At 74.5% G+C, this 15,041-nt stretch carries 14 protein-coding genes; 1 reads left to right on the top strand and 13 read right to left on the bottom strand.

Annotation, left to right across the window (positions count from 1 at the left end):
• Nucleotides 1-17: 17 nt before the first annotated feature.
• The 3 genes from BUB17_RS01480 to def all read right to left on the bottom strand — a co-directional run bounded on the left by BUB17_RS01480 (nucleotide 18) and on the right by def (nucleotide 2,581).
• Complete coding sequence (locus tag BUB17_RS01480; RefSeq protein ID WP_072911978.1) at nucleotides 18-1,193, bottom strand: acyl-CoA dehydrogenase family protein; 1,176 nt, start codon at nucleotides 1,191-1,193, stop codon at nucleotides 18-20.
• A gap of 97 nt (nucleotides 1,194-1,290) precedes the next feature.
• The gene (locus BUB17_RS01475) at nucleotides 1,291-2,073 is read right to left on the bottom strand and encodes an isocitrate lyase/PEP mutase family protein (protein WP_072912587.1); all 783 of its coding nucleotides are present in this window, start codon (nucleotides 2,071-2,073) and stop codon (nucleotides 1,291-1,293) included.
• 22 nt (nucleotides 2,074-2,095) lie between these two features.
• Entirely contained in the window at nucleotides 2,096-2,581 is a 486-nt protein-coding gene (gene def, locus BUB17_RS01470; RefSeq protein WP_072911975.1) for a peptide deformylase, read from the bottom strand.
• 51 nt (nucleotides 2,582-2,632) lie between these two features.
• Here def and BUB17_RS01465 point away from each other — a divergent pair, with 51 nt between their 5' ends.
• Nucleotides 2,633-3,121: a pyridoxamine 5'-phosphate oxidase family protein gene (locus BUB17_RS01465; RefSeq protein WP_072911974.1), complete on the top strand. Its 489-nt coding sequence runs from the start codon at nucleotides 2,633-2,635 to the stop codon at nucleotides 3,119-3,121.
• Between the two features lie 9 nt (nucleotides 3,122-3,130).
• Here the strand turns inward: BUB17_RS01465 and proB are convergent, their stop codons facing one another.
• The 10 genes from proB to folC form a co-directional block, all read right to left on the bottom strand.
• Nucleotides 3,131-4,252: a glutamate 5-kinase gene (gene proB, locus BUB17_RS01460; RefSeq protein WP_072911972.1), complete on the bottom strand. Its 1,122-nt coding sequence runs from the start codon at nucleotides 4,250-4,252 to the stop codon at nucleotides 3,131-3,133.
• On the bottom strand, nucleotides 4,249-5,814 hold the full coding sequence (gene obgE, locus BUB17_RS01455) for a GTPase ObgE (protein WP_072911970.1): 1,566 nt from the start codon (nucleotides 5,812-5,814) through the stop codon (nucleotides 4,249-4,251). The genes proB and obgE overlap by 4 nt, the downstream gene beginning before the upstream one ends.
• Nucleotides 5,815-5,888: 74 nt before the next feature.
• Nucleotides 5,889-6,146 (bottom strand): 50S ribosomal protein L27, encoded by a 258-nt coding sequence (rpmA, locus tag BUB17_RS01450; protein ID WP_012947748.1) that lies wholly within the window; start codon nucleotides 6,144-6,146, stop codon nucleotides 5,889-5,891.
• Nucleotides 6,147-6,153: 7 nt separating this feature from the next.
• A complete protein-coding gene (gene rplU, locus BUB17_RS01445; RefSeq protein WP_072911969.1) occupies nucleotides 6,154-6,465 on the bottom strand; it encodes a 50S ribosomal protein L21 in 312 nt (103 codons plus the stop codon).
• 205 nt (nucleotides 6,466-6,670) lie between these two features.
• Nucleotides 6,671-9,811, bottom strand: a complete 3,141-nt coding sequence (locus tag BUB17_RS01440; RefSeq protein ID WP_072911965.1) for a ribonuclease E/G — start codon at nucleotides 9,809-9,811, stop codon at nucleotides 6,671-6,673.
• A gap of 253 nt (nucleotides 9,812-10,064) precedes the next feature.
• Nucleotides 10,065-10,832 (bottom strand): TIGR03936 family radical SAM-associated protein, encoded by a 768-nt coding sequence (locus BUB17_RS01435; protein WP_072911962.1) that lies wholly within the window; start codon nucleotides 10,830-10,832, stop codon nucleotides 10,065-10,067.
• Complete coding sequence (locus BUB17_RS01430) at nucleotides 10,832-12,760, bottom strand: TIGR03960 family B12-binding radical SAM protein (RefSeq protein WP_072911958.1); 1,929 nt, start codon at nucleotides 12,758-12,760, stop codon at nucleotides 10,832-10,834. The genes BUB17_RS01435 and BUB17_RS01430 overlap by 1 nt, the downstream gene beginning before the upstream one ends.
• Before the next feature lie 100 nt (nucleotides 12,761-12,860).
• Complete coding sequence (gene ndk, locus BUB17_RS01425) at nucleotides 12,861-13,283, bottom strand: nucleoside-diphosphate kinase (RefSeq protein WP_072911955.1); 423 nt, start codon at nucleotides 13,281-13,283, stop codon at nucleotides 12,861-12,863.
• Nucleotides 13,284-13,294: 11 nt separating this feature from the next.
• Nucleotides 13,295-13,693: a DUF4233 domain-containing protein gene (locus BUB17_RS01420; RefSeq protein WP_072911952.1), complete on the bottom strand. Its 399-nt coding sequence runs from the start codon at nucleotides 13,691-13,693 to the stop codon at nucleotides 13,295-13,297.
• Entirely contained in the window at nucleotides 13,690-15,033 is a 1,344-nt protein-coding gene (gene folC / locus BUB17_RS01415) for a bifunctional tetrahydrofolate synthase/dihydrofolate synthase (RefSeq protein ID WP_072911950.1), read from the bottom strand. Before folC ends, BUB17_RS01420 begins: the two co-directional genes overlap by 4 nt.
• Nucleotides 15,034-15,041 lie beyond the last annotated feature (8 nt).

Raw genomic sequence — 15,041 nt, 5'->3', positions numbered from 1 at the left:
TCCTGGGGGTGCGGGGCTCAGACGAAGGCGCTGAGCCCGGTCACCGACCGTCCGACGATCAGCGTGTTGATCTCCCGGGTGCCCTCGTAGGAGTACAACGCCTCGGCGTCGGCGAAGTACCGGATGACGTCGTTGCCGAGGACGATGCCGTTGCCGCCGAACACCTCCCGGGCCATCGCGACGGTCTCCCGGCCCCGGGTGGTGACGTAGCTCTTGGCCAGCGCCGCCTGGTCGTCGCGCAGGTCACCGGCCTCCTGCAGCTGAGCGACCCGCACCACCATGCCCAGCGCGGCGGTGACGTTGCCGAGCATGCGGGCCAGCAGGTCCTGGACCAGCTGGAAGGAGCCGATCGGTCGGCCGAACTGCTCGCGCTCCCGCGCGTAGCGGAGCGCTGCCTCGTAGGCGCCCATCTGGCAGCCGACGCCGGACCACGCCACCCCGCCGCGGGTCACCTTGAGCACCTTGTTGACGTCCTTGAAGGAGTTGCCGCCCGCCAGCTTGGCGTCGGCGGGGACGCGGCAACCGGTGAAGGTCAGGTCGGCGTTCTGCACCGTGCGCAGCGCGAACTTGTCCTCGATCTTGGTGGCGGTGAACCCGGGCGTGCCCTTGTCGACGACGAACGTCTTGACCTGGTCGTCGGCCACGTCACGGGCGAACACCACGACGTGGTCGGCGAAGGTCCCGTTGCCGATCCACCGCTTGGCGCCGTCCAGCACCCACTCGTCGCCCTCGCGCCGAGCGGTGGTGCGCAGGCCGCGGGCCACGTCGGAACCGCCCTCGGGCTCGGTGAGCGCGAAGGCGCCGACGGCGTCGAGCCGCATCATCGCCGGGATCCAGCGCTGTCGCTGCTCCTCCGACCCGAGGATCATGATCGAGCCCATCGCCAGGCCGTTGTGCACGCCCAGGAACGTGGCCATCGACGGGTCGACGCGGGAGAGCTCGAGGGCCTGGAAGCCGTTGTAGAGCCGGGAGGTGGCGGGGCGGCCGTCCCACTCGTACCCCCGACCCACCGCGCCCACCTCGGCGAACCGCGGGATCAGGTCCATGGGGAACTCGGCGGCCGCCCAGGCGGCGTTCACCCCAGGCCGCACCTCGGTCTCGAGGAACTCGCGGAGCGCCTGCAGCTCCTTGCGCTCGGCGTCGGACAGCAGCGACTCGTAGCCGAAGAAGTCCCCGGTCAGCAGCTCGGACATGCGTCCACCTCTCGTGACGTCGTCGTCCCGGGGCTCGTTACCCACCGGTAGCCGCATCACGCGCACCGCCTCGTGCGCGACCGGCCCGCGCGGACGGTCAGTTCAGCGCGCGGGTGCCCGGCGGGAGGGTGCCGCCGGCGACCATCGCCGCCGTCGCGTCCTGCAGCGCGGTGAGCGCGACCCGCTGGGTGAACGGGCCGGTGGAGACGCGGGCCACCCCGAGCTGCTGCAGCTCGCGGGCCGGCAGCGAGGCGCCGGGGACGCTGATCAGCGTGAGCCTGTTGCGGCCGAGGCCCTCCACGACCGCCGCGATCTCGTCCCGGTCGACCAGGCGCGGCACGAAGACGACCGGCGCGCCGACCTCCAGGTAGGCCCGGCCGCGGCGGAGCGCCTCGGCGACGAGCTCGCCGCGGTCGGCGTCCTCGGCGGCGCGGACGAAGGTGTCGGTGCGGGCGTTGAGCACGAAGTCGATCCCGGCGTCCCGGCCGGCGCGCAGCACCGCCTCGACGGCGGCCACGGCCTCGTCGAGCGGCTTCATCTGGTCCTCGAGGTTGCCGCCGACGACGCCCGCGGCGATCGCCCGGCGCGCGGTCTCCCCCGCGTCCCCGTAGCCGGCCTCCATGTCCATGCTCACCGGCAGGTCCACGGCCGCGACGATGCGGGACACCATGTCCAGGTGCAGGTCGAGCGGGATGTTCTCGCCGTCCTGGTAGCCGAAGGTCGCGGCGATGCCGTGGCTGGCGGTGGCCAGCGCGCGGACGCCCTCGGTGCCGGCGACCACCTGCGCGGAGACGACGTCCCACACGTTGGCGAGGACCAGGATCTCCGGGGCGGTGTGCAGGTCCAGCAGGGTGCGGGCGCGGGTGGCGAGGTCGGTCACGAGCGCCACCGTAGAGGGCGGGTCAGCCCCGGTCGCGCAGTGCGCGGAGCGCGGCCTTGCGGGCGTTCCCGGTGAGCCGGTCGAGGAACACCTTGCCGTCGAGGTGGTCGACCTCGTGCTGCAGCGCGCGGGCCATGAGGCCGGTGCCCTCCAGCCGGATCGGCTCGCCGTGCACGTCGAACCCCTCCACGACGGCGTGCATCGCCCGCAGCGTGGGCGCCCAGAGGCCGGGGATGGACAGGCAGCCCTCGTCGCCGTCCTGGGTGTCCTCGGACAGCTCGACGATCCGCGGGTTGACCACGTGCCCGATGCGCCCGTCGACGTTGTAGGAGAACGCGCGCAGTCCGACGCCGATCTGCGGCGCGGCCACGCCGGCCCGGCCGGGGTCGGCGACGGTGTCCTCCAGGTCGCGGACGAGAGCGGCGAGCTCCTTGTCGAAGCTGCGCACCTCGTCGGCGGGCGTGCGGAGGACCGGGTCACCGAGCTCGCGGATGGGACGGATCGTCACGGTCGGCAGTCTCCCAGTGCGGGTATCGCTGGTGGACGGCGGGAGGTCACCATGCGGGAAGGGAACAGGGAGCCACGCGCGGAGCCCCTGCGGCTCCCCACCGGGTACGGCACGCCGAGCACCACCCTCGGCTGGGCCGTGGTCCGGGCGCGGCTCGCGTCGGCGCGGCAGTACTGGGTGATCACCTGCCGGGCCGACGGTCGGCCGCACGTCGTCCCCGTGGACGGGCTCTGGCTCGACGACGTCTGGTACTACGGCGGCGGGGACGACGCGGTGCACGTCCGCACCGCCCGCGAGCGCCCGCAGGTCGCCATGCACCTGCCGGACCCCCAGCGGGCCGTCGTCGTCGAGGGCCGCGTGCGACCGGCCTCGCCCGACCGGGCACTCACCCGGCGGCTGGCGGAGGAGTCCCACGCGAAGTACCCCGAGTACGGCGCCGGCGCGGAGTCCTTCGCGGGCGCGCTCGCGCTCGACCCCGTCCGCGTGCTGGCGTGGACGTCCTACCCCACGGACGCGACCAGGTTCGTCTTCGCGACCTGATCCGCGGGCTCAGCCCAGGGACGGACGCCGGACCAGCACCATCTCGTCGCGGTGCACGATCTCGCGCTGGTACTCCGGGTCCAGCTCGCTGGTCCTGCGGCCCAGCAGCGGCGGCAGCTCCCGGGCGTCGTAGGCGACCAGCCCGCGGGCCACCACGGCGCCGTCGGGGCCGACCAGTTCCACCGGGTCGTCGGCGAGGAACTCCCCCGCCACGGCGGTGATGCCGGCCGGCAGCAGCGAGGCGCCGCGCTCGCGCAGCGCCCGGACCGCACCCGCGTCGAGGTGCAGCCGGCCGCGCGGCCGGGTGGCGAAGCGCAGCCAGAACTGGCGGGCGCGGGGCCGGGGACCCATGACGGCGAAGCGGGTGCCCACGGGCTCTCCGGCCAGCGCGGCGGCGGCCTGCGCGGTCGAGGTCACGACGACGGGGACGCCGGCGTGCGCAGCGATCATCGCGGCCTCGACCTTGGTGGCCATCCCCCCGGTGCCCACGCCGTTGCGGCGGGCGGTGCCGAGGGTGACCTGGCCGAGGTCCGCCGGGTCGCGCACGGTGTCGATCAGCTGCGCCGGGCCCTGCCGCGGGTCGCCGTCGTAGACGCCGTCGACGTCGCTGAGCAGCAGCAGCGCGTCGGCCCGGGCGACGTGGGCGACGAGCGCGGCCAGCCGGTCGTTGTCGCCGAACCGGATCTCCTCGGTGGCCACCGTGTCGTTCTCGTTCACGATCGGCAGCACGCCGAGGGTCAGCAGCCGCTCCAGGGTGCGCTGGGCGTTGCGGTAATGGCTGCGCCGGGTGAGGTCGTCGGCGGTGAGCAGCACCTGGCCGACGGTGACGTCGTGCCGGGCGAAGGCGTCGGCGTAGGTCTGCACCAGCCGCAGCTGGCCGACGCTGGCAGCGGCCTGGGCGGTGGCGAGGTCCCGCGGCCGACCGGCGACCCCGAGCGGGGCCAGCCCGGCGGCGATCGCTCCCGAGGAGACGAGCACGACCTCGCGGCCCTGCCCGTGCACCGCGCCGAGGACGTCGACCAGGGCGGCCAGCCGCTGCTCGTCCAGCCCACCGGGCAGGCTGGTCAGCGACGACGAGCCGACCTTGACCACGACCCGGCGCGCACCGGCGATCTCCGCGCGCGGACTCACGCGTCGTCCTCGGGCAGGTCGTCCTCGGGCAGGTCGTCCTCGGGCAGGTCGTCCTCGGGCAGGCCGTCCTCGGGCAGGCCGTCCTCGGGCAGGTCGTCCTCGGGCAGGTCGTCGTCGGTCCAGGTCTCGGTGAGCTCGTAGGGCACCCGGCGGGCCCGCTTGGCGGCCAGCCGCTCCTCGGCGCGCACCCGGTGCGGCGCGTCGATGCGGGAGTCGGTGCCGCGTCCACCGAGGCCGGCGGTCTCCTCGACGCTCAGCGTGCCGGCCGGCAGCGTCGGGACGTAGTCGAAGGCCACGTCGCCGATGACGATGGTGTCACCCTCCCGCGCGCCGGCCTGCTGCAGGGCGTCCTCGACGCCGAGCCGGTTGAGCCGGTCGGCCAGGAACCCCACGGCCTCGTCGTTGGTGAAGTCCGTCTGGCGCACCCAGCGCTCGGGCTTGGTCCCGCGCACGGTGAACGCGCCCTCGTCCTCCGGGTCGCGCTCGACGGTGAAGCCGCCGTCGTCGACCGCGCGCGGGGTGAGGGTGAGCCGCACCGGCTCGGGCTCGGGCAGCGCGGCGCGGTACTCCTCCACCGCCCGCGCCAGCGCGAAGCCGAGCTCACGCAGCCCCTCGCCGGTCGCGGCGCTGACCGGGAACACCTGCAGTCCGCGCTGCTCCAGCGGCTCGCGGACCAGATCGACCAGCTCGCGCCCGTCGGGCACGTCGATCTTGTTGAGGACGGCGACCCGCAGCCGGTCGACGAGGTCCCCGCGGTACTGCGCCAGCTCGTGCTGCAGCGCTTCGATGTCGCTCTCCGGGTCGCGGCCGGGCTCCATCGTGGCCATGTCGACGACGTGCACCAGGACGGCGCAGCGCTCGATGTGGCGGAGGAACTCCAGGCCCAGCCCGCGGCCCTCGGACGCGCCGGGGATCAGCCCGGGCACGTCGGCCATCGTGAAGACGGTGTCGCCGGCGCGGACGACGCCGAGGTTGGGCACCAGCGTGGTGAACGGGTAGTCGGCGATCTTCGGCCGCGCCGCGGACATGGCCGCGATCAGCGAGGACTTGCCGGCGGACGGGAAGCCGACCAGGCCGACGTCGGCGATGCTCTTGAGCTCGATGACGGCGTCGAAGGCCTCACCCGGCTCCCCGAGCAGCGCGAAGCCCGGCGCCTTCCGGCGGGCGTTGGCCAGCGCGGCGTTGCCCAGGCCGCCCTTGCCGCCGTGCGCCAGGACGACCCGGGTGCCGGCGCCCACCAGGTCGGCGATCACCCGGCCGTCAGGGGTGCTGACCACGGTGCCGGCGGGGACGCGCAGCACGCGGTCCTCGCCGCGGGCACCGTGGCGGTTGCTGCCCTCACCGGGCCGGCCGTTGCCGGCCTTCTGGTGCGGGCGGTGGTGGAAGTCCAGCAGCGTGTGCACGCTGGGGTCCACCTCGAGGACGACGTCCCCGCCGTTGCCGCCGTTGCCCCCGTCGGGGCCGCCGAGCGGCTTGAACTTCTCGCGGTGGATCGAGGCGACGCCGTGCCCGCCGTTGCCGGCGGCGACGTGCACGACCACGCGGTCGACGAAAGCGGCCATGGATCAGCTGTCCCGAAACGCCACGAGCGCACGAGCCGAAGCCCGTGCGCTCGTCGAGCGGATCGTTCGAGTGCTCAGGCCTCGACCGCGGAGATGGAGACGGTCTTGCGTCCCCGCCGCGTGCCGAAGGTCACGGCACCGGGCTGCAGCGCGAACAGCGTGTCGTCGCCGCCGCGGCCGACACCCAGGCCCGGGTGGAAGTGGGTGCCGCGCTGGCGGACGATGATCTCTCCCGCCTTCACGACCTGGCCCCCGAAGCGCTTGACGCCGAGGCGCTGCGCGTTCGAGTCGCGGCCGTTGCGGGAGGACGAGGCGCCCTTCTTGTGTGCCATGTCGTCGTCAGCCCTTCGTGATGTCGCGGACCACGACGTCGGTGAGGGGCTGACGGTGCCCCTGACGCTTGTGGTAACCGGTCTTGTTCTTGAACTTGTGGATGCGGATCTTCGGGCCCTTGCCGTGGCCGACGATCTCGCCGGTCACGGTCACCCCGGCCAGGGTCTCCGCGTCGCTGGTGACGGTGTCGCCGTCGACCAGGAGCAGGGCCGGGAGGGTGACAGTGTCGCCCGCCTCACCCACGAGACGGTTGACCGTGAACCGGTCGCCCACGGCCACCTTGTGCTGCCGGCCACCGGCCTTCACGACTGCGTACACCACTGAACTCCTCGATCGCCTCTGTCATGTCCTGCGTGCGCCCGGACGTCGGGCGCCGGGTGCTGGACGGGCTGACCGCCTCCCAGGCGGCACCGTGCGGTGCGCGGCACCGGGGCGGTGCAACCCGACCAGCGTACCCGAGCCCCGACGGCCCTGCCGCAGGGTCCCACCGCTCGCACGCTCGCGGCGGGCCCCTGCAGGGGGCCTACGACGCCGGTGGGCCCGCCGGGCGGCTGGCGGCCCGGCGGCGCCGTGGGCGGGTGACCGGCGTGGCGGTCCCGCTGCCGTCGTCGGCCACCGGCGGCTGGCTCTCCCCCGTCGCTCCCCCGGACGGCGGCGCGTCGGCGGGAGCCGGCTCCGCGGGGGGCTCGTCGTCCATCGGGCCGGGGTCGTCCGGGCCGGCACCGGGGGGCACGGCCTCGTCGTCGGACCCCTCGGCGCTCAGGGCCCGGTCCACCGGCTCGGCGAGCGACGGCTCGGCGAGGGCCTGCTCCGCGGGGGCCGGTCCACCAGTGAGCTCCGCGGGAGCCGGCTGCTGAGCGGGCTCGGCGACGGGTTCGGGCGCCTGCTCGGGGGTCACCGCGTCGGGCTGGTCGGGCTCGACCGCGGCGACCTCGGGATCGGGCGTGTCGGTGTTCCCGGCCGGGGCGTCGGGCGTGTCGATGCCCTCGACCGCGGCGGCGTCCGCCGGCCCGCCGACGGCGGCGAGCACGGCGGCGTCCTCGGCCGCGCGCTCCTCGCCGGACTGGCTGCGGTTGCGGCGACCGCGGCTGCGCCGGCTCCCGCCGGAGCGCTGGTTCTCGCCCTCGCCGTCCGCGCCGTCCGGAACCGGTGCCTCCGCACCGTCCACGACGGTCTCGGCCGGCTCGGCGTCCCGGACCCCGCTGTCCTTGGACCCGCTGTCCTTGGCCCCGCTGTCCTTGGCCCCGTTGTCCTTGCCGCCGCGCTGCTGGTCGCGGCGGACGTTGCCGCCGTTGCCGCTCCCGGCGTTCCCGCCGCCGCGGCGCTTCTCGTCCACCGGGTCGACGTGCACGACGACACCCCGGCCGCGGCAGTGCTCGCACGGCTCGGAGAAGACCTCGAGCAGGCCCTGGCCGACCCGCTTGCGGGTCATCTGCACCAGGCCCAGCGAGGTGACCTCGGCGACCTGGTGCTTGGTGCGGTCGCGGCCCAGGCACTCGGTCAGCCGCCGCAGCACCAGGTCGCGGTTGCTCTCGAGCACCATGTCGATGAAGTCGATGACGATGATGCCGCCGATGTCGCGCAGCCGGAGCTGGCGGACGATCTCCTCGGCCGCCTCCATGTTGTTGCGCGTGACGGTCGACTCGAGGTTGCCGCCGGAACCGGTGAACTTGCCGGTGTTGACGTCGACGACGGTCATCGCCTCGGTGCGGTCGATGACCAGCGAGCCGCCCGAGGGCAGCCACACCTTGCGGTCCAGCGCCTTGGCCAGCTGCTCGTCGATGCGCAGGTCGCGGAAGACGTCGCCCTCGCCGGTGTGCCGGGTCAGCCGGCCGACCAGCTCCGGGGAGACGTGCGCGACGTAGGCCTCGACGGTGTCCCAGGCGTCGTCGCCCTGGACGACGAGCTCCTTGAAGTCCTCGTTGAAGACGTCGCGGATGACCCGGATGGCCAGGTCGGGCTCGCCGTAGAGCAGCGAGGGTGCGTTGCTGCTCGACTCCGCCTTCTTCTGGATGACGTCCCACTGCGCCTGCAGCCGGGCGACGTCGCGGGTCAGCTCCTCCTCCGAGGCGCCCTCGGCGGCGGTGCGGATGATGACGCCGGCGTCCTCGGGGACGATCTTCTTGAGGATGTCCTTGAGCCGCGTCCGCTCGGTGTCGGGCAGCTTGCGGCTGATGCCGGTCATCGAGCCACCGGGCACGTAGACCAGGAACCGGCCGGGCAAGTTGACCTGCTGGGTGAGCCGGGCGCCCTTGTGGCCGATCGGGTCCTTGGTGACCTGCACCAGCACCTTGTCGCCGGACTTCAGCGCCTGCTCGATGGAGCGCTGCTTGCCGGACAGCCCCGCGGCGTCCCAGTTGACCTCACCGGCGTACAGGACGGCGTTGCGCCCCTTGCCGATGTCGATGAACGCCGCCTCCATGCTGGGCAGCACGTTCTGCACCCGGCCGAGGTAGACGTTGCCGGCGAAGGACGTCGCCTGCGCCTGGGTCACGTAGTGCTCGACGAGGACGTCGTCCTCGAGGACGGCGATCTGGGTGCGCTCGCCGCGCTGGCGGATGACCATCGTGCGGTCGACGGCCTCGCGGCGGGCGAGGAACTCGGCCTCGGTGAGGATCGGCGCCCGCCGGCGGCCGTTGTCCCGGCCGTCCCGGCGGCGCTGCCGCTTGGCCTCGAGCCGCGTGGAGCCGGTGACGCCCTTGACGTCGTCGTCGCTGGTGGTCCGGCCGTTGCGACCGGCCCGCTCGGGGCGGTCGTCGTCGCTGTCGACGGCGGTCTCGCCGCCCTCACCGGTGCTCCCGCGGCGGCGCCGCCGGCGGCGGCGGCGGGTGCTGGAGCCGGCCTCGCCCTCGTCGTCCTCGGCGGTGTCCTCACCGCTGTCGGCGTCGGTGTCGCTGTCCTCGTCGGTCTCGTCGGCGCCCTGCTGGTCGCCGGAGTCCTCGTCGGAGTCGTCGTCGTTGTCGGCGGCGTCCTCGCCGCTGCGCCCGCGCCCCCGGCCCCGGCGGCCCCGGCGGCGGCGCCGGCTGCCCGCGGACCCGTTGTCGTCGGCATCGTCGGCGTCGGTGTCGCCCTCGGCCTCCGCGGCCTGGTCCTCGTCGGCGTCGTCGTCCTCGGTGACCGCGGGCGCCTCGTCGCCGCCGGAGCGCCGCCGGGAGCGGCTGCGCCGGGAGCGCGGCGCCGGGGTCTCGTCCTCGGTGTCCTCGGCCGGCTCGACGTCGGACTCCTCGACCGGAGGCGACTCGGCCAGCGGACGGCGGCTGCGCCGGCGCTGCGGGGCTGGGACGTCCGTCTCGGCGGGCGCGACGAAGCTCACGAACGCCGGGATGGTCGGGGCCGCGGGCGGTGCCGGCGGGTGGTCGCCGGGATCGGCCGCGCTGGCCGGGCGGGTGGCCCGCCGCCGAGGACGGGCGATGACCGCGGTGGGCTCCGGGGAGCTGAACTGGGCGCCGAAGCGGAAGCCCGGGGGCTCCTCGGCCTCGGGAGCCGCTCCCCCGGCCTCCACCGCGGCGGCCTCCTCGCCGGCGTCGTCGTCCTCGCCGGCCTCGGCGGCCTGCAGCTCGGCCTCCGCCACGGGGGTCTCGGCGCCCTCCGGCAGAGCGGCCGGGTCGAGGCCCTCGTCGGCGGGGGTGGGGGTGGGGGTGTTGTCCTGGATCTGGTCGGCCACGTGTGGCTCGCCTCCTGTGTGGTGCTCCCGGGCGCCGATCACGGGGACTGGCGGCCGCGCAGGAGCACGGGTTGGGCGGGTCAGGCCTCCGCGCCGGGTGCGGCGGCAGGCTCGGCTCGCGAAGTCTGTGGGCCGGTGTCCGGGCGAGGAGTTGCCGCGGCCGGGCGCCGGTGGTGCAGGTCTCAGGTGGTGCTCGGGTGCGTCACGTCTGGCAGCCGTGCCGCGCGACGGCGTGGAGCCCCCGGCCCAACGGTCAGACCGCCGCGGGCTCCCCCTGGCAGCGGGCGCCCGCAACGCGGTCCGGGCCGAGCGGGTCGGCCACGGTCCCGGTGTCGTCGAGCCGGCCCTGCGCCTCACGCACGGCCCGTGGGGGCGACGGCGGGCGCAGGTCGGCGACGGCAACCAGGGCGGCCAACACGTCGTCGGGTCGAACGGCGGGCGTCACCTGCCGGACGACCATGTGCAGTATGGCACAACCTGCCTCCTCGGCCGCCGACGCACCGGCCACGGCCGCCCGCGCGTCGACGTCACGCAGGCCGTTCTTGGTGCGCTTCTCGACGGTGACCACGTCGGCGGCCAGGAACGCCTCGACGGCCCGGGCCAGGTCGGCCGGCGACACGCCCGGCAGCTCCACCCGCCAGGCCGCGGCGTCGATCCGGTCGGCCAGCGACCCGCTGCCCTCGGCGGCCTCCACGCACTCCAGGACGTCGATGCCCGGGGGCAGCGAGGCGTCCAGCGCGGCGCGCACCTCCTCCGGGTCCCGGCGCTCGGCCAGGCCGATCTCCAGGTACTCGGCCTCGCTCGCCGCCCCGGTGGGGGCCGCGCCGACGTAGGAGATCTTCGGGTGCGGCGTGAAGCCGGCGGAGAAGGCCATGGGCACCCGCGCGCGGCGCAGCGCCCGCTCCAGGGCGCGGGCGAGGTCGCGGTGCGAGGCGAAGCGCAGCGGGCCGCGCTTGGCGTAGCGCAGCCGCAGCTTCTGCACGGTGGGCGGCGGGGGCGGCCCCTCGGGCTGGCGCGCCACTACCGGCCGACGACCGTGAGCGGGAGCAGGCTGCGCCCGGTCGGCCCGATCTGGATCTCGGTGCCGTTGGTCGGGCAGACGCCGCAGTCGTAGCAGGGGGTCCACCGGCAGTCGGCGACCTCCTCCTCGCTGAGGGCGTCCTGCCAGTCGTCCCAGAGCCACTCCTTGTCCAGCCCGGAGTCCAGGTGGTCCCAGGGCAGGATCTCGTCCTGGTCGCGCTCGCGGGTGGTGTACCAGTCGAGGTCGACGCCGAGGGGCGCCAGCTCCCCGGCGGCCGCGGCGGTCCAGCGCTCGTAGGAGAAGTGCTCGCTCCAGCCGTCGAACCGGCCGCCCTCGCGCCACACCCGCTCGATGACCCGGCCGACCCGGCGGTCGCCGCGGGAGAGCAGGCCCTCGATCACGCCGGGCTTGCCGTCGTGGTAGCGCAGGCCGATCGAGCGGCCGGTGCGGCGGTCGCTGTTGATCGCCTGCCGGAGGAGCCGGAGCCGGGAGTCGATCGTCTCGGCACTGGCCTGCCCGGCCCACTGGAAGGGCGTGTGCGGCTTGGGCACGAAGCCGCCGATGGAGACGGTGCAGCGGATGTCCTTGCGGCCGCTGGCCTCCCGGCCGGCGCGGATGACCTCGACCGCCAGCTCCGCGATCTCCAGCACGTCCTCGTCGGTCTCGGTCGGCAGACCGCACATGAAGTAGAGCTTCACCTGCGTCCAGCCGTTGGCGTACGCGGTGGTGACCGTGCGGACGAGGTCGTCCTTGGAGACCGTCTTGTTGATCACCCGGCGGATCCGCTCGCTGCCGCCCTCGGGGGCGAAGGTCAGGCCGGAGCGGCGGCCGTTGCGGGACAGCTCGTTGGCGAGGGTGACGTTGAAGGCGTCGACCCGGGTGCTCGGCAGGGAGAGCCCGGTGTTGGTGCCCTCGTAGCGGTCGGCGAGCTGCTTGGCGACCTGGCCGATCTCGGAGTGGTCGGCGCTGGACAGCGAGAGCAGCCCGACCTCCTCGTACCCGGTCGCCCGCAGCCCCTGCTCGACCATCGAGCCGATGCCGGTGATGGTCCGCTCCCGCACCGGGCGGGTGATCATCCCGGCCTGGCAGAACCGGCAGCCGCGGGTGCAGCCGCGGAAGATCTCCACGCTCATCCGCTCGTGCACGCTCTCGGCGAGCGGCACCAGCGGCGTCTTCGGGTAGGGCCACTCGTCGAGGTCCATCACGGTGCGCTTGCCGACCCGCGCGGGGACGTCGTCGCGGGTGCGGGTGACGGCCGCGATGGCGCCGTCCGGACCGTAGGAGACGGCGTAGAACCGCGGCACGTAGACGCCGTCGACGCGGGCGAGGCGGGCCAGCAGCTCGAGCCGGCCGCCGGGCCGGCCCTGCTGCTTCCACGCCGCCACGACGTCGGTGATGTCGCCGACGACCTGCTCGCCGTCGCCGAGGACGGCGCAGTCGACGAAGTCGGCGACCGGCTCGGGGTTGAACGCGGCGTGCCCGCCGGCCACCACGACCGGGTGCGTCTCGTCGCGGTCGACGGCGTGCAGCGGCACCCCGGCGAGGTCGAGGGCCTCGAGCAGGTTGGTGTAGCCCAGCTCGGTGGCGAAGCTGACGCCGAGCAGGTCGAAGTGGGCGACCGCGCGGTGCGAGTCGACGGTGAACTGACCGACGTCGTGCTCGCGCATCAGGGCGGCGAGATCGGGCCAGACGGCGTAGGTGCGCTCGGCGAGGGCGTCGGGCCGCTCGTTGAGCACCTCGTACAGGATCATCAGGCCCTGGTTGGGCAGCCCGACCTCGTAGGCGTCGGGGTACATCAGCGCCCAGTGGACGGCGACGTCGTCCCACGCCTTGACCTGCGCGTTCAGCTCACCACCGACGTACTGGATCGGCTTCTGCACCTGCGCGAGGAGCGGTTCGAGACGGGGGTACAGCGATTCACCGTTCATGACCCGTCCAGGGTAGACGGCGCCGGTCGCCGCGAGATCTGCACAGTGGCGGTCATCAGCGCCCCGATGACGACCGGTGTGCAGATCTCGCGGACGGGCCTCAGCCCAGCTTCGGGAAGAACAGCGCGATCTCGCGGGCGGCGGACTCGTCGGAGTCCGAGCCGTGGACGATGTTGTTCTGCACCTCGAGGCCGAAGTCGCCGCGGATGGTGCCGGGGGCGGCCTTGACCGGGTCGGTGGCGCCGGCCAGGGCGCGGAACGCCTCGACCGCCCGCGGGCCCTCGACGACGAGCGCGAGCAGCGGGCCGCCGGTGATGAACTCGACCAGCGGGCCGAAGAACGGCTTCTCGCGGTGCTCGCCGTAGTGCTCCTCGGCGACCTCGCGGGTCAGGGTGCGCAGCTCGGCGGCGACCAGGCGCAGGCCCTTGGCCTCCAGCCGCGCGATCACCTCGCCGACCAGGCCACGGGCGACGCCGTCGGGCTTGACGAGGACCAGGGTGCGGGCGGGGGTGGCTTCAGACACGAGCGCGGAGCCTACGCGGCGCCCGCGCCGGCGTCGTCGTCCGAACGGGGGCCCGGCTCCCCGAACGGCGAGCCCAGCAGCTCCTTGCGGACCTGCAGCAGGTACAGCCAGATCAGCACGAAGACCCCGCCGACGAACCACATCACGCTGTTGATCAGACCGGTGAGCAGCAGCGGCACCTGCAGCGCGGTGGCCACGACCAGGCCCTGGGGACGGCGCTGCACCCCGCTGGCCAGCACGAGGACGACGGCCAGCACCAGCAGCAGCGTCAGCTGCACACCGCCGAGGCCCTCCTCGGTCTGCGCGATGCCGCGCGGCACGAACAGCACCGCGATGCCCTCGAGCACCAGCACGCCGGCCGCGGCTCCGCGCAGCGCCCGGGCCGCCCGCACCGGGTCCGGCGCCGTCACGGCGTGGTCCCGCCCATCAGGGTGCGGGCCTCCCCCGCGGTGATCACGCTGCCGGTGACCAGCACGCCGGAGCCGCCCAGCGCGTCGTCCGGCCCGGCCTCGGCCAGCTCGATCGCCTCGGTGAGCGCCTCGGGCAGCCGCGGTGAGACGCTGACCCGGTCGGCGCCGAAGACGTCGACCGCCAGCGCGCCGAGCTCGTCGGCCGGCATCGCGCGCGGCGAGCTGTGCTGGGTGACCACCAGCTCGGCGCAGACCTCCTCGAGCGCGGTGAGCATCCCGGCGACGTCCTTGCCGTGGACCACGCCCACCACGCCGACCAGCCGGGTGAAGTCGAAGGACTCCCGGATCGCGTCGACGGTCGCGGCCATGCCGGCGGGGTTGTGCGCGGCGTCGACCAGCACCGTCGGGCTGGTGCGCACCCGCTCCAGCCGCCCGGGCGAGCGGACGGCGGCGAACGCGGCGCGCACCGTGTCCACGTCGATCGTGCCGGTCGCCGCCCCGGCGCCGAGGAAGGCCTCGACGGCGGCCAGCGCGGTCGCGGCGTTCTGCGCCTGGTGGGCGCCGAAGAGCGGGAGGAAGACGTCCTCGTACTCACCGCCGAGACCCTGCAGGCGCAGCTGCTGCCCGCCGACGGCGACCCGCCGGTCCAGCACGCCGAACTCCGTGCCCTCGCGGGCGACCACGGCCTCCACCTCGACCGCGCGGCGGACCAGCGCGTCCAGCGCCGCGGGCTGCTGGCGGGCCAGCACCGCGACCGCGTCGGGCTTGATGACCCCGGCCTTCTCCCCGGCGATCGTGCCGACGTCCGGACCGAGGTACTCGGCGTGGTCCAGCGCGACCGGGGTGACGACCGCGACGCGGGCGTCGACGACGTTGGTGGCGTCCCACGTGCCGCCCATGCCGACCTCGACGACCGCGACGTCGACCGGCGCCTCGGCGAAGGTCGCGTAGGCCAGGCCGACCATGACCTCGAAGAAGCTCATCGGGTGCTCGCCGGCGGCGTCGACCATCTGCACGTAGGGCGCGATGTCGTCGTAGGTCTCCACGAACCGCTCGGCGGGAACCGGCTCGCCGTCCAGCACGATGCGCTCCCGCACCGACTGCAGGTGCGGGCTGGTGAAGCGGCCCACCCGCAGGCCGAAGCCCCGCAGCAGCTCGTCGACCATCCGCGCCGTCGTCGTCTTGCCGTTGGTGCCGGCCACGTGCACGACGGGGTAGGCGCGGTGCGGGGAACCGAGCAGGTCGACCAGGGCGGAGATGCGGGCCAGCGAGGGCTGCAGACGGGTCTCGGGCCAGCGGGCCAGCAGCTCTTCCTCGACGCGGGTCAGGTCGCTGCTCATCCTCTCCA

The organism is Geodermatophilus obscurus (assembly GCF_900143215.1).
GTDB classification, from domain to species: domain Bacteria; phylum Actinomycetota; class Actinomycetes; order Mycobacteriales; family Geodermatophilaceae; genus Geodermatophilus; species Geodermatophilus obscurus_A.
Note: the sequence above shows the minus strand (reverse complement) of the source record. Positions and strands in the feature narration are given on the sequence as shown.